We start from the raw sequence: 12,904 nt of genomic DNA, 5'->3' as shown, positions 1-12,904 counted from the left end.
TCGTTGAGCCTTGCCGCCTTCCTCTGTAGAAGTGCCCAAAAACTCGGGATCGAAACGGATAAATGCTATGGAAGTAGTTGCCGATCGGATCGGTAAGGCCGCGATCATGGCTGCGATCAGCAGTCGTGAGGAAGAAGAGCGGATCAAGGTGCAAATCACCGAACGCCCGGATTGGAAGATCGGCATCACCTATGTGACAGGGCGGCGCACCGATATCGAGCGCGGCTTCGTCAAGTCGATCGTCGCTTGTGCGCTCAACTCCGGGGTGATCCGGCATCGCTCCAACGAGATCCATGGCGTGATTCACGCCGGTCTCGAATGCCTGCACGGGGTGAGCGCCTCTGTGGTGGCTGAGTCGAATCTCAAGCTCAAGGTGGCGCTTGTCTCCGATGGCCATTGGGTCGCGGTTGCCGCACATGGCGAATCAGCGTTCCATCCGCTCACCAACCACGAGCGGATCGGATTCGGCGTGATGCATATCTGACAGTTGCAAACTGCATGACGTGCCGGCCCGGGGCTGTTTTCGGGGCGGTTTGCATCGAAAAATCGCGGCTTTGTGACGATTCTCCTTGGCGCCGGACTGCTTGGCATGGTCTGTGCGCCAAGGCACCCCAAAGCGCTGAATCTCAGTCATATATTTAAGCAGACCATTGATTTTATTTTATTTTGGCATGTCAACTGCGATACTTTGCCGCAACTTTAGGCACGCAAAACGAATGCTGGACAAGCTGAAAAAGGAGGCGTATCGCTGCTTTCAACCCCGGGGCAAGATCCTCACAAGATGTTGATCGGGGCCGCCCAGCCCTGAACAGCTGGACAGTGATCCCGTGATGAGCCTGCCGAGACAAGTGTGGCAGCGCTGACGAGCCTAAAGCACCGCGTGCCTGAGTGATGATCGTGTGGTGCATTCCTGACGGTTCTTCGGACCGGATGTAATCTTTTCATCTGGATGCGAACGCAAACCGCGATGCCCCTTTGTGGGCGCGCGCTGCGATACCGTCGGTTGCGCGGGATAGATCTCATGAAATACGCTTTGCGGCGCACGCTGGATTGGTACAGCGACATGTCGCTGTGGCCCCACTCGAACGCCTGGTCGATCGGATCGGCCTTCCTGACTGGCGCGCTGCTCGAAATCTCCACCCATCCCAAACCCGGCCTGGTGACGCCCCGTTCGAACGGGTCGCACGAGGACATGAACTTGCAAACGTTCATGATTTCCTCGGCGGTGATCGCACCTTGCCTTTACCAATGTGCCGAGGCGGGACTTGGCCACGCCGGTCCGGCCTGGACGCTCCTCGAACAGGTTCGCAGCATTGGCGAGCGCTACGAGGCGCGGCTTCTGGAAGCGACGCGGGGCGTGAACACGCAACGCGGCCTTCTGTTCTCGGCGGGCATCCTGAGTGCCTCGGCCGGGCTCGTGACGCGGCAGATGCCGCGCTGCGAAGAAGGCGTGCTCTTTGCCACCGCCGCCGATATGGTGCGTGGCATCGTTGAACGCGAACTGCGTTCGATCGGCCGCCGCGCGCCGCAGACGGCTGGTGAAAAACTCTATCAGCAATATGGCGTTACGGGCATCCGTGGCGAGGCCGAAGCCGGCTTCCCCGCGGTGCGCAAGCTTGGCCTGCCGGCGCTGCGTGCCGCGCGTGACAGCGGCGCGCCGCTCGCCACCGTGCTGCTCGACACGCTGATCGCGCTGATGACCGAGACCGAAGACACCACGCTCCTGTGGCGTGGCGGCCCCGAGGCGCTCTCTTTCGTGCAATCGCGCGCCAGAGAGATCCGCGGGCTCGGCGGCGCGCTTACCGATGCCGGCATGGAAGCGATCCGTGTCTTTGATGCCGATTGCATCACCCGCCGTCTCTCTCCCGGCGGTTCCGCCGATCTGCTTGCCGTGACCATCGGTGTCGATGCGCTTCTCGGCGGCGTTCTTCCCCCTGCAACTCCTGCGCGCGGCGCCTCCCCCGCTCGTGCGCCCAACTTCTGAGGACCGACCGATGAGCATCATCACCTATGCCGCCTTCAGCTACCTGATCACCGCCGTCATCTCTTTCGCGGTGATCGGCGTGATCGTGGGCATCTCCAAACTCCTGTCCAACTCCTGAGGATCTTCCGATGCTAGAAACTCTCTTCAACGTGTTTCCCGGGATCGGGACACTCTTCATACAGGACCCGGTCATTGCGATCGCGCGTATTCTCTTTATCGCGCTCGGCTTCACGCTCGCCTATCTCGGCTTCAAGCGGACGCTCGAACCGCTGATCATGGTCCCGATGGGGCTTGGCATGATGGCCGTCAACGCCGGCGTCATGATCCTCGAAGGCGGCCAGCTCGGCACGCTGATCATCTCGCCGCTGGTCTCTGACACCGACGCGCTGATGAACATCATGCAGATCGACTTCCTGCAGCCGATCTACAACTTCACCTTCGTCAACTCGCTCGTCGCCTGCATGCTCTTCATGGGCATCGGCACGATGGCCGACATCTCCTTCATCCTCGCCCGTCCCTGGGCCTCGATCACGGTGGCGGTCTGTGCGGAACTCGGCACTTTCGTGACGCTGGTCGTGGGCTACTACTTCGGCCTGACGCCCGGTCAAGCGGCTGCCGTGGGCACGATCGGTGGCGCTGACGGCCCGATGGTTCTCTTCGGCTCGCTGATGATGGCCAAGGATCTGTTCGTTCCGATCTCGATCATCGCCTACCTCTACCTCTCGCTGACCTATGCCGGTTACCCCTACCTCGTGCGCTGGCTGATCAAGGAAGAGCACCGCGGCATCGAAGTCGATTACGATTTCCCCGATGTGACGCCGCAAGCGAAGTTCGTCTTCACCGTTGCCGCCGCTGGTCTGCTGTGCCTGCTGCTGCCCGTCGCCACGCCGCTGATCCTCTCCTTCTTCCTCGGTGTTGCGATCAAGGAAGCCGAGATCGAGCCCTACCAAAAACTGCTCGAAAACACCGTCACCTATGCGTCGACGCTGCTGCTCGGCCTGGTTCTGGGTGTGCTTTGTGAAGCCGGCACGCTGCTCAACCCGCAAGTTGCGATCCTCGTGGTCCTCGGCATCTTCGCCCTCGCGGTTTCGGCGCTCGGCGGTATCGGTGGCGGCTACCTGATGTGGTGGATCTCCAAAGGCAACTACAACCCCGTGATCGGTATCGCTGGCGTCTCCTGCATGCCCTCGACCGCCAAGATCGCCCAGAAAGAAGCCTTCAAGGCCAGCCCGCACGCCATGATCATGCCGCTCGCCATGGGCGCCTCGATCTGCGGGGTCATCGTCTCGGCCATCGCCGTGGGTGTCTTCGCCTCGACCATCGGCTTCGTGCACTGATCGTCTCACCCGGAGCAAACAAATGAACGCGTATCCGACCCTTTCCGCCCAAGCCCCCCGCTTCTCGCGTCCTGCGCAGCTGGAACGGCCGCAAGCCGGGGTCGGGTGCGCCCTCCATCGCCTTCCCGTCGTCGACTCCACCAATCGGTATCTTGCCGATCTCGCTGCCGGCTCCTCCCCCGCGCAAACGCGCACCGGCACGGTGGTTCTCGCCGACACGCAGACCGCGGGGCGTGGCAAATATGACCGTGTCTGGGCTTCCCTCCCCGAAAGTAGCCTGACGTTCTCGGTTTTGCTGCGTCCCGCGCGTCCTGTCGAAGATCTGGCCCAGACCACGCTGGTGGTCGCGGTCGCGCTCGCTGAGGCGATTGCGCAAGTGACCGGGCTCGAAACCGAAATCAAATGGCCCAATGACCTGATGGTGCGTGGCCGCAAGCTCTGCGGCATCCTGTGCGAGCTGGTTCTGACCGACGACGGTGAACCTGCCCATATCATCGCCGGGGTTGGCCTGAACCTGAACCATCGCAAGAGCGACTTTCCCGGCGCCCTGCAAGGCTTTGCCACCTCGATCGCGCTCGAAACCGGGCGCCAGGTGGACCGCTGGGAGCTGTTCACCGCCGTGCTGGAGCGGCTCGACGAACGGCTCCGCGAATGGGAAGCCGAGGGCTTTGCCCCGATCCGTCAGGCCTGGAGCGCGCGATCGTGCACGCTCGGCCACGAGATCCTTGTTACCCACACCGGCGGCGCGGCCCTGCGCGGCACCGCCCTGCGTCTTGAAGCCGATGGCAGCCTGAGCCTGCGCGACGCTTCGGGACACATTCACAACGTCGTCTGCGGCGAAATTAGTTCCCCCCCGGACAGCTCCACTCACGGCGCCCTTCCGAGGACTGCACCTGCAAAGGAGGAAAACGAAAGCAAATGACCCATCACGACACGCGCAAGAACTGGCGCACGCGATCCGCGGATACCGCGGCGCGGAAAGAGGCGGCAGCGCCGCTCTTCGCCAAAGGAAAAGAAGTTCTCGCCAAGGATACGGTTGCGCTTCTGGAAGCGGTGATCCGCGCCGGTGACGTTATCAACATCGAAGGCAACAACCAGAAACAGGCTGACTTCCTCGCGGATTGCCTCAATCAGGTCGACAAATCCAAGATCCACGACCTGCACATGGTGCAATCGGCGGTGCCGCTGAAATCGCACCTCGACCTGTTCGAGAACGGCATCGCGAAAAAACTCGACTTCGCCTTTGGTGGCCCGCAAGCCGCCCGCGTGGCCGAATTCATCGAAAACGGCAAGATCGAGCTTGGCGCGATCCACACCTATCTCGAGCTCTTCGGGCGCTACTTCCTCGACCTGACGCCGCGCGTCTCGCTCGTTTGCGCCTACAAGGCTGACCGCAAGGGCAACCTTTATACCGGCTTCAACACCGAAGACACGCCGGTGATCGTGGAAGCGACGAAGTTCAAGGACGGGATCGTGATCGCGCAGGTCAACGAGATCGTCGACGAGCTGCCGCGCGTCGATATTCCGGGCGACTGGGTCGATGCGGTCATCGAATCGCCGCGTCCCTTCTTCATCGAACCGCTCTTCACCCGTGACCCGGCCAACATCACCGACAACCAGATCCTTCTGGCGATGATGTGCCTCAAGGGCATCTACGGTGAATACGGCGTCACCTCGATGAACCACGGGATCGGCTTCCTGACCTCGGCGATCGAGCTTATCCTGCCGACCTATGGCGCGGAACTTGGCCTCAAGGGCAAGATCTGCACCCATATGATCATCAACCCCCACCCGACGATGATCCCCGCGATCGAAGAGGGCTGGGTCGAGGCGATCCACTGCTTCGGCGGTGAACTCGGCATGGAAGACTATGTGGCCTCGCGCCCCGACGTCTTCTTCATCGGGCCCGATGGCACGCTGCGCTCGAACCGCGCCTTCGCGCAAACCGCCGGTCACTATGCGGCCGACATGTTCATCGGCGGCACGCTGCAGATCGACAAATACGGCAACTCCTCGACCGCGACTGCGGGCCGTGTGGCCGGTTTCGGCGGTGCGCCGAACATGGGCTGCGACCCGAAAGGCCGTCGTCACCCCTCGGGTGCCTGGCTCAAATGCGGTGCGGAACTGCCCTCGCTCGACACGCTCACCGGTTCGGTGCCGCGCGGCAAGCGCCTTGTGGTGCAAGGGGTCGAAACCTTCGGGGAAGGCCGCAAGCCGGTGTTCGTCGATGAGCTCGACGCCTGGAAACTGGCGAAGAACGCGAACCTCGACATCCCGCCGGTGATGATCTACGGCGACGATCTCACCCATATCGTGACGGAAGAAGGCATCGCCTATCTCACCCGCTGCAAGGATATGGAAACCCGGATGGCCGCGATCCGTGCGGTGGCCGGCTTCACCGAGATCGGTCTGTCCGCCAAACCTGAAGAGACGAAAGCCCTGCGCGAGGCCGGCATCGTCAAGACCCCGTCCGACCTCGGCATCGACCCCGCCCGTGCGACCCGCGACCTTCTGGCCGCGAAGAACATGCGCGATCTCGTGACCTGGTCCGGCGGTCTCTACAACCCGCCCGCGCGTTTCCGCAACTGGTAATGGAGGCTGGAGCGATGGCTCTGCATACTCTCGAATTCGAACTCGAAACGACCTCGGGCACCGCCTCGATCCCCGCGCCGACCCATGTGGGCGTGACCGGCTCGAGCGACCTCGAAGTGATCCTGGAACCGAGCCCGGCTGGCAAGGTGGCGGTGCGTATCGTCACCCCGGTCACCGGCTTCGATGAACTCTGGAAGCGCGTGGTGAAGAAATTCACCGATGAGTCCGCGCTCGCCGGGGCCCGGATCGAGATCAACGACAACAATGCAACGCCCGCCGTGGTCCTGCTGCGCCTCAAACAGGCGCTCACGCAGGCGACCGCGGCCTGAGGCGGAGATTGAACAATGAGCAACTGGAAAAACCTGCAAAGCCGCAGCTTTCTTGAATCGAGTGCACGCGACCGGGCGCTTGGCCTGGTCGATGAGGGCACCTTCACCGAGCTTGCCGGTCCGTTCGATCGTGTCACCAGCCCGCACCTTGCGCTGCTGGGGGATGCCGTGGCCTTTGACGACGGGATCGTGACGGGCGTCGGCCGGATCGGCAAGACCCCGGTCTTCGTGATCTCGCAAGAAGGCAAGTTCATCGGCGGGTCCGTGGGCGAGATCGGCGGCGCGAAGATGGTCAACACCATCAAGCTCGCGATCGACTTCCACGATGATCTGGTCGCGAAATACCCGGACCTCTCGGATGCGGAAAAACCCGTGGTGGTGATTTCGTTCGAGACCGGCGGCGTGCGTCTGCACGAAGCCAACGCTGGCCTGCTGGCCCATGCCGAAGTCATGGATCAGCTGCAAAAAGCCCGCGGCAAGGTTCCGGTGATCGCCGTGATCGGCTCCAAAGTGGGCGCCTTCGGCGGCATGGGCTTTGTGGCTGCGGCCACCGATGCGATCATCATGAGCGAGTTCGGCCGCCTTGGCCTGACCGGCCCGGAAGTGATCGAGCAGGAGATGGGCAAGGAAGAGTTCGACGCATCGGACCGCGCTCTTGTCTATCGCACCACCGGCGGGCGCCACAAATACATCATGGGCGACGCGAACTTCCTCGTGGAAGACACGATCGAAGGCTTCCGCGCCAAGCTCGTGGATCTGGCGCCGCTGCCGGTGGCGGATTTCGAAGCGATGCGCCGTATCGGGTCGCCCGAGAAGGTCGAGCATCAGCTGAAACTCGTCGCGCTTGCCGCCGAGATGCAGCCGAAAGACGCCGTCGATGTCTGGGCGAAGGCGGGCAACGAGAACGCCCCCGGGCTTCTGGATGTGCCCTTCGCGGAGTTCGTGGGCAGCGTCAAGCGGCTCTCGGTCTGACCCCGAAACACAGGAGAAAATCATGGAAATGCAAGAAAGCATGATGGGCCGGGGGCGTGAGGCGATCGACATGATCGTCGACGCCGGCTCGTTCCAGGAGAACACTGTCGGGGCGAAGAGCTTCGACGACCCGGACTTCGGCCCCGGCGCCGTGGTCGGCACCGCAACGCTTGATGGCATGCCCTGCACGATGATCGTGTCGGATGCGGATGCTTTCAACGAGAAGTTCCCTGTCGTCTATGCCGGGATCATCGGCATGGAAGAGGGCTACAAGATGGCGCAGGCCGTCTATGCCTCGATCGAAGCCGATGCCGAAAAGCCGCTGGCGGAAAAACGTCCGCTGGTGCTGGTCGTCGACACCCCCGGCAACGGTCCGGGCAAGGTCGAAGAGATCTTCGGCATGAACAAGTCGACCGCGGCCTATCAGCTCGCGCTCGCCGAAGCCCGCCTCAAAGGCCACGCGATCATCGCCATGGTGATTGGCCGCGCGATCTCGGGCGCCTTCCTGTGCCACGGTCTGCAAGCCGACAGCATCATCTCGCTTGATGCCAACTACGGCACGATGATCCACGTGATGCCGCTCACCTCGGTCTCGCGCATCATCAAGAAGCCGCTTGAAAAGCTTGAAGAAATCTCCAAGCACAGCGCCGTCTTCGCGGCCGGCCCGCGCTTCTTCTACTCGCTCGGTGGCGTTGGCTCGCTCGTCGACAACGTCGACGGCATGCGCCCGGCGATCATCGCGCGGATCAAGGAAGTGCAGGCGGCGAAAGCCGAGGGCAAACAGGACACGCTCGGCCCCTGGGGCCGCGGTGCGCTGGGTGCCGAGCGCGGGGGCCGGGTCGAACGGCCGAAGATCCTCGCGCTGATGGACCGGGAATTCGCAGCTGTGGCGGAGCAATACGCCCCCGCCCGCTGAGACCCCAAACGAGCCTGAAGGAACAAAGCCATGTCGGACAAACTCACGGCGATCGAAGAGGCCCTCGCGGTCTTTGGATCGGTGCCGACCTTCGAGGAAATGCCGCACCGCACCCTTGGCGACAAGGGCATCGCGGGGCCGACTGCGGCGCATGTCATCGAAGAAGTGCACAGCCCGTTCAACCTGGCTTACCTGACCTTCACTACAGGCTCGTCAGCCTTCCAGACCATCGTGGGTGTAACATACGCGGAACTCCCCGACCGCAGCGCCGTTGCCCGTGCGATCTTTGGAAGGCTGAACCTGGAGGGGGGGGCAAGGATGCTTGTCACCTACCCCCCCCTCGTCAACGTTTTCTCCAAGCCCGCGCTGGATGACTGCGCGGTGACCTGGAGCCACCTGCAGCGCTCGAGCCGGGATGCGCTCCTGCTTGCCGCATGCCGCGAGGCGCCGCAGGTGATTTTGGGCGAGTCCTCCTTCCTGCGCGCGGGCCTTGAACAGGCCGAGGCGCTCGATCTGAAGGATGAGATGCCGAAAAACTGTGTGCTGCTGTGCGCCGGCACGCCGCTTGATCAGGAGCTGATCCCGGTCGCGGCGCGGTTCGGCTACGAGGTGCATGACCTTTACGGCTGTCAGGAATTTGGCTGGCTGGTGCTCGATGGCGTGCCGCTGCGCGACGATATTTCGCTCGTGCCCTCGCCGCGCGGGCCGGCGTGGCGCGAACTTGTGGTGGGCGGTCTGCCGATGGGCGACAGCTTCCTCGTCTCGGCGGCGGGCCATGTCTGTGACCGCGAGGGGCAGATCATCACCTACCGGCGCGAGCGCACCTATCCCGAATATGAGGTGATCGTGCGCGCGACACCTGCGAGCGCGAATGACGTGATCGAAAAGACCGCGCGCACCGTGCTGCGGATCAAGAGCCGGGTGGTGAAAGTGCCCCATGACGTGGAGCTCAACGCGGCGGTGACGCGGCTTGAACTCGTGCCGGGGCTTGTCGATCCGGCGGCGGAGCCTGCGGCCCCGATCGTGATCGAAGGGCCAGACAAGACACGGCTTTTCGAGGCCATGGTGACGGCGCAACGCGATCTGAGCCAGCACGCGAAGACCGACCCGGCCTGGGTGAAGAGGCGCTGAGATGCTGCACAATCGCCATACGCTCGTTTATCTGAACGATGTTGCGCGCACCGCGCTCCTGCCCGCGGTGATCGCCGCGCTGCCCGAGCCGATGCGCAACTGCCAGATCGAGGCGCGGGTGCGCGAGACGGTGCTGCGCGAGCGCATTCCCGGCATCGTGTGCCGCCCCACCGGGCCTTGCCCGGACGGCGGCGGCCAGATTGGCTTTTCCTTCCCGTTCCGGGTGGGAGAGGCACGGGTGCGCGCCGCCGTTGGCGTGGCGCGCGACCAGATCACCGCCACGCTGACGCCGTGGGAGGTGATGGTGCTGGCCGAGACGCTGGGCGATGTGCTGCATCCGGCGATCGGTGAGTTGCACCGCATCGGCGTGGCCACGGGCGTCGAGATCGGGTTGATCGGCTCGGTCGCGCTGCGCGCGGTCACCGGGCTGGCCTATACCCGACCCGATTCCGATATCGATCTCGTGGTGCGCGCCGCGCGCCCCGACCAGCTCGCGGCGCTTGCCGCCGCGGTGCATGACCTCACGCTGTGCACCGGGACCGCCTTCGACATCGAAGTCGAGCTGGCGGGGGGCATCGGCGTGAAACTGAGCGAACTACTGTCTGGCTCCGATACGGTGCTGGGCAAGACGATCACGGGGGTGGAGCTCGTCTCCCGCGCCCGGATCGATGAGACACTCGTTTTTCGGGCCCCTGCGGGTGGTGCCGGGAGCGAGCTGCAATCCCCCAAGAAGCAAGCCGAAAGGAGAAGGCTATGGATGTGAAAGTGAAGATGCCGTCGGTCGTGGTGTCGCTGGAAGTGGCGGAAGGCGCCACTGTCACGAAAGGGCAAAACGTTGCCGTGATCGAGGCGATGAAAATGAAAAACAACACCCCGGCGCCCTGTGACGGCGTGGTGAAGTCGATCGCCGTGAAAGCTGGCGACCGGGTGAAGCCCGGTGCGGTTATCATGACCATCGAATAAGGGATTGGCCGGGGGCGGCCCTGCCGTCCCCCGTCGGCCAAATACAGGAGGACTGGACATGCTTATTTACGGTGTCGCTCTGATGAGCGGCTGCATGATCGTCGGGACGTTCCTCGGGCGTCTCGTCGGTCATCTTGTCGGCATCGAATCGGATGTCGGCGGTGTGGGTATCGCGATGCTTCTGCTCGTGCTCGTGACCCGCTATCTGATGGACCGCGACAAGTTTTCGAAACTGGCGCAGGACGGGATCAAGTTCTGGTCGCAGATGTATATCCCGATCGTCGTTGCCATGGCCGCGAGCCAGAACGTCGTGGCCGCGTTCAACGCGGGCGCGCTCGCGTTCATCGCGGGTCTCGGCTCGGTCGCCGCGGGCTTCCTGCTGATCCGCCCGCTTGCCGCGCTCAGCCCGAAAACGGGCTCGGCTGAATCCTCTGCCGCGGAGTAAGACCAATGTTTGACATTCTCTACAGCACCATGGAAAAAGTGCCGCTGATCACGGCGTTCGTCACTGTTGGCGTGATCATGGCCGCGTCCTACGCGATCGGCAAGCTGACCAACAACCGGATCCACGGTTCGGCCATCGCGATCCTCGTCGGTCTGATCCTCGCCTATATCGGCGGCGAAATCACCGGCGGCAAAAAAGGCATCTCGGACATCACCCTGTTCTCGGGTTTTGCCCTGATGGGGGGCGGCATGCTGCGCGACTTCGCGATCGTGTCGACCGCTTTCGGCGTTAAGCTCGAAGAACTGAAAAAAGCCGGTCTGCCGGGCGTGCTCGCGCTGATCGTCTCGGTGGTCATCGCCACCGTGATCGGTTCGGCCACGGCCTATGCCTTCGGCTACACCAGCCCGGTTGACATGGCCACGATCGGCGGCGGCGCCACCACCTTCATCGTTGGCCCGGTCACGGGTGCGGCGCTCGGTGCCTCGTCGGAAGTGATCGCGCTCTCGGTCGCCGCCGGTGTGGTGAAATCCATCGCCGTGATGATCCTGACGCCGTTCCTCGCGAAAATCGCGGGCCTCGACAACCCGGCTGCGGCCGCGGTTTACGGTGGGCTGATGGGCACCACAAGCGGCGTCAGCGCGGGTCTGGCGGCAACCGACCCGAAACTGGTCCCTTATGGTGCCCTGACGGCGACCTTCTACACCGGTTTCGGCTGTCTGGTCGTCCCGTCGATTGGCTACATGACTCTCGTCGCCCTGTTCGGTTGATCTCCGCCAAGAGCTAATCAAACAGATATATGAAACTCTGCAACCTCAGGTGAGATAGGCCGGTCCGATGATCCATTCAAGTGTCCAGCTCCCGCACCAGGGGTTGCAAAGCGCCGCAGGCAGCATCAGCGTCCCGTTGCCTGCGGCACCCTCTGCCACAGTGTCCGGCACCGCCCGGATCGAGATTTCCGCGGTGTCGCATCGCTTTACCGACAAACCGGTGCTGCGCGAGATCACCGCAACGCTCACCGAACGCCGCATCGCCATCATTGGCGCCAATGGCTCGGGCAAGAGCACCTTTTCGCGGCTGCTCAACGGCCTCCTCGTCCCCGATCGGGGGCGCGTGACGGTCGACGGGCTGGATACCGCGCGTGATATCAAGGCCGTGCGCCGCAAGGTCGGCTTTGTGTTTCAAAACCCTGACAACCAGATCGTTTTTCCCACCGTCGCGGAAGATCTCGCCTTCGGCCTGAAAGGGCTCGGGCTCGGTCGCGCCGAACGGGAGGAGAAGGTCGGCCAGATGCTCGCCCGCTTCGGGCTTGAAGCGCTGGCCGCGCAGTCTGCGCACAAGCTTTCGGGCGGGCAAAAGCAGATGCTGGCGATTGCCGGCGTGCTGATCACCGCGCCCTCTTGCGTGGTTTTTGACGAGCCGACGACCGCGCTTGACCTGCGCAATGCGCGCCGCATCGCCGAAGTGATCTCCGGGCTCGACGAGACCGCGATTGTGGTGAGCCATGATCTTGATCTGATTTCTGATTTCGACCGTGTTCTGGTGTTTGACGAGGGCCGGATCGTGGCGGATGACACGCCCGGACCGGCGATCGCGCATTATCTGCGGTTGATGCAATGAGCGCGGTTCATGCCTTCTTGAAGCAATTGCCCGCGGGCGCGAAACTTGCGGCACTGGCGCTTGTCGGCACCGGCATCGTTGTGGTGAATGACTGGCGCGTGATGCTGGCGCTGGCGCTCTGCGCCGCGGTTGCGTTTCGCCTTGCAAGCACCGGCCCGGCCCGGCTTTCGCGGCAGGTGCGGCCGATGCTGTGGATGCTTGCGCTGCTTTTTGCCGCCCAGCTCTGGCTGGCCGACTGGCAAAGCGGCGTGCTGGTGGTCATGCGGATCGTGACGCTGGTGCTGCTCGCCGCGCTCGTCACCCTGACGACCCCCGCCGAGGCGATGATCGCCACCATCGAGCGCGGGCTCAAACCCTTCGCGCGGTTCGGCGTTGACCCGGGCCGTGTCGGGCTCGCCTTTTCGCTCGCGCTGCGCTTCATCCCGGTGATCGGCGAAGAGGCCGAGCGGGTGCGTGAGGCGCAGGCCGCGCGCGGGCTTGAGCGCAACCCGCTCGCGCTGCTGCTGCCGCTGATCGTGCGGGTGCTGAAATCCGCCGAAGATGTTGCCGCCGCGATCGAGGCCCGTTCGGGCCATGACGATCCGGCGCGCCCCCCGATTTCCTGATCTCTCTGGTAAA

15 protein-coding genes are annotated in these 12,904 nt (G+C 63.4%); all 15 read left to right on the top strand.

Translation table 11 applies throughout. The annotated features are described in order from the left end of the window. Positions 1-67: 67 nt before the first annotated feature. The 15 genes from ACFSM0_RS05420 (at position 68) to ACFSM0_RS05350 (ending at position 12,891) form a co-directional block, all read left to right on the top strand. Complete coding sequence (locus ACFSM0_RS05420) at positions 68-484, top strand: HutP family protein (RefSeq protein ID WP_377388105.1); 417 nt, start codon at positions 68-70, stop codon at positions 482-484. A gap of 537 nt (positions 485-1,021) precedes the next feature. Beyond that, a complete protein-coding gene (mdcB, locus tag ACFSM0_RS05415; RefSeq protein WP_377388103.1) occupies positions 1,022-1,984 on the top strand; it encodes a triphosphoribosyl-dephospho-CoA synthase MdcB in 963 nt (320 codons plus the stop codon). Between the two features lie 128 nt (positions 1,985-2,112). Then, a complete protein-coding gene (madB, locus tag ACFSM0_RS05410) occupies positions 2,113-3,321 on the top strand; it encodes a Na+-transporting malonate decarboxylase, carboxybiotin decarboxylase subunit (protein WP_377388101.1) in 1,209 nt (402 codons plus the stop codon). A 22-nt stretch (positions 3,322-3,343) separates the two neighbouring features. Then, positions 3,344-4,243, top strand: coding sequence for a biotin--[acetyl-CoA-carboxylase] ligase (locus ACFSM0_RS05405; RefSeq protein WP_377388099.1), 900 nt, complete (start codon positions 3,344-3,346; stop codon positions 4,241-4,243). After that, on the top strand, positions 4,240-5,913 hold the full coding sequence (mdcA, locus tag ACFSM0_RS05400; RefSeq protein WP_377388097.1) for a malonate decarboxylase subunit alpha: 1,674 nt from the start codon (positions 4,240-4,242) through the stop codon (positions 5,911-5,913). Before ACFSM0_RS05405 ends, mdcA begins: the two co-directional genes overlap by 4 nt. Positions 5,914-5,927: 14 nt before the next feature. Continuing rightward, complete coding sequence (gene mdcC, locus ACFSM0_RS05395) at positions 5,928-6,242, top strand: malonate decarboxylase acyl carrier protein (protein WP_377388095.1); 315 nt, start codon at positions 5,928-5,930, stop codon at positions 6,240-6,242. A 15-nt stretch (positions 6,243-6,257) separates the two neighbouring features. Further along, positions 6,258-7,214: a biotin-independent malonate decarboxylase subunit beta gene (locus tag ACFSM0_RS05390; RefSeq protein ID WP_097071272.1), complete on the top strand. Its 957-nt coding sequence runs from the start codon at positions 6,258-6,260 to the stop codon at positions 7,212-7,214. Between the two features lie 22 nt (positions 7,215-7,236). Then, positions 7,237-8,130, top strand: coding sequence for a biotin-independent malonate decarboxylase subunit gamma (gene mdcE / locus ACFSM0_RS05385; protein ID WP_377388093.1), 894 nt, complete (start codon positions 7,237-7,239; stop codon positions 8,128-8,130). Positions 8,131-8,160: 30 nt separating this feature from the next. Continuing rightward, positions 8,161-9,261, top strand: coding sequence for an acyl carrier protein (locus ACFSM0_RS05380; RefSeq protein ID WP_377388091.1), 1,101 nt, complete (start codon positions 8,161-8,163; stop codon positions 9,259-9,261). Position 9,262: 1 nt separating this feature from the next. Beyond that, on the top strand, positions 9,263-10,024 hold the full coding sequence (gene mdcG, locus ACFSM0_RS05375; RefSeq protein WP_377388089.1) for a malonate decarboxylase holo-[acyl-carrier-protein] synthase: 762 nt from the start codon (positions 9,263-9,265) through the stop codon (positions 10,022-10,024). Then, positions 10,015-10,224, top strand: a complete 210-nt coding sequence (locus ACFSM0_RS05370) for a biotin/lipoyl-containing protein (RefSeq protein WP_377388087.1) — start codon at positions 10,015-10,017, stop codon at positions 10,222-10,224. Before mdcG ends, ACFSM0_RS05370 begins: the two co-directional genes overlap by 10 nt. A 58-nt stretch (positions 10,225-10,282) precedes the next feature. Beyond that, the gene (gene madL, locus ACFSM0_RS05365; RefSeq protein WP_377388085.1) at positions 10,283-10,669 is read left to right on the top strand and encodes a malonate transporter subunit MadL; all 387 of its coding nucleotides are present in this window, start codon (positions 10,283-10,285) and stop codon (positions 10,667-10,669) included. A 5-nt stretch (positions 10,670-10,674) separates the two neighbouring features. Further along, positions 10,675-11,436, top strand: coding sequence for a malonate transporter subunit MadM (gene madM / locus ACFSM0_RS05360; RefSeq protein WP_377388083.1), 762 nt, complete (start codon positions 10,675-10,677; stop codon positions 11,434-11,436). 136 nt (positions 11,437-11,572) lie between these two features. Beyond that, positions 11,573-12,286, top strand: a complete 714-nt coding sequence (locus ACFSM0_RS05355) for an energy-coupling factor ABC transporter ATP-binding protein (RefSeq protein WP_377388081.1) — start codon at positions 11,573-11,575, stop codon at positions 12,284-12,286. Next, the gene (locus ACFSM0_RS05350; RefSeq protein WP_377388079.1) at positions 12,283-12,891 is read left to right on the top strand and encodes an energy-coupling factor transporter transmembrane component T family protein; all 609 of its coding nucleotides are present in this window, start codon (positions 12,283-12,285) and stop codon (positions 12,889-12,891) included. Before ACFSM0_RS05355 ends, ACFSM0_RS05350 begins: the two co-directional genes overlap by 4 nt. The last annotated feature ends 13 nt before the right edge of the window (positions 12,892-12,904 follow it).

Source organism: Rhodobacter lacus (genome assembly GCF_042683065.1).
GTDB classification, from domain to species: Bacteria; Pseudomonadota; Alphaproteobacteria; order Rhodobacterales; family Rhodobacteraceae; genus Rhodobacter; species Rhodobacter lacus.
The sequence above is the reverse complement of the archived record's forward strand: the minus strand, read 5'-3'. Positions and strand labels throughout refer to the sequence as shown.

Bases quoted from the DNA above. Each gene is read 5' to 3' on its own strand.
- ACFSM0_RS05420 (WP_377388105.1), top strand. From the start codon at position 68: ATGGAAGTAGTTGCCGATCGGATCGGTAAGGCCGCGATCATGGCTGCG.
- mdcB (WP_377388103.1), top strand. From the start codon at position 1,022: ATGAAATACGCTTTGCGGCGCACGCTGGATTGGTACAGCGACATGTCG.
- madB (WP_377388101.1), top strand. From the start codon at position 2,113: ATGCTAGAAACTCTCTTCAACGTGTTTCCCGGGATCGGGACACTCTTC.
- ACFSM0_RS05405 (WP_377388099.1), top strand. From the start codon at position 3,344: ATGAACGCGTATCCGACCCTTTCCGCCCAAGCCCCCCGCTTCTCGCGT.
- mdcA (WP_377388097.1), top strand. From the start codon at position 4,240: ATGACCCATCACGACACGCGCAAGAACTGGCGCACGCGATCCGCGGAT.
- mdcC (WP_377388095.1), top strand. From the start codon at position 5,928: ATGGCTCTGCATACTCTCGAATTCGAACTCGAAACGACCTCGGGCACC.
- ACFSM0_RS05390 (WP_097071272.1), top strand. From the start codon at position 6,258: ATGAGCAACTGGAAAAACCTGCAAAGCCGCAGCTTTCTTGAATCGAGT.
- mdcE (WP_377388093.1), top strand. From the start codon at position 7,237: ATGGAAATGCAAGAAAGCATGATGGGCCGGGGGCGTGAGGCGATCGAC.
- ACFSM0_RS05380 (WP_377388091.1), top strand. From the start codon at position 8,161: ATGTCGGACAAACTCACGGCGATCGAAGAGGCCCTCGCGGTCTTTGGA.
- mdcG (WP_377388089.1), top strand. From the start codon at position 9,263: ATGCTGCACAATCGCCATACGCTCGTTTATCTGAACGATGTTGCGCGC.
- ACFSM0_RS05370 (WP_377388087.1), top strand. From the start codon at position 10,015: ATGGATGTGAAAGTGAAGATGCCGTCGGTCGTGGTGTCGCTGGAAGTG.
- madL (WP_377388085.1), top strand. From the start codon at position 10,283: ATGCTTATTTACGGTGTCGCTCTGATGAGCGGCTGCATGATCGTCGGG.
- madM (WP_377388083.1), top strand. From the start codon at position 10,675: ATGTTTGACATTCTCTACAGCACCATGGAAAAAGTGCCGCTGATCACG.
- ACFSM0_RS05350 (WP_377388079.1), top strand. From the start codon at position 12,283: ATGAGCGCGGTTCATGCCTTCTTGAAGCAATTGCCCGCGGGCGCGAAA.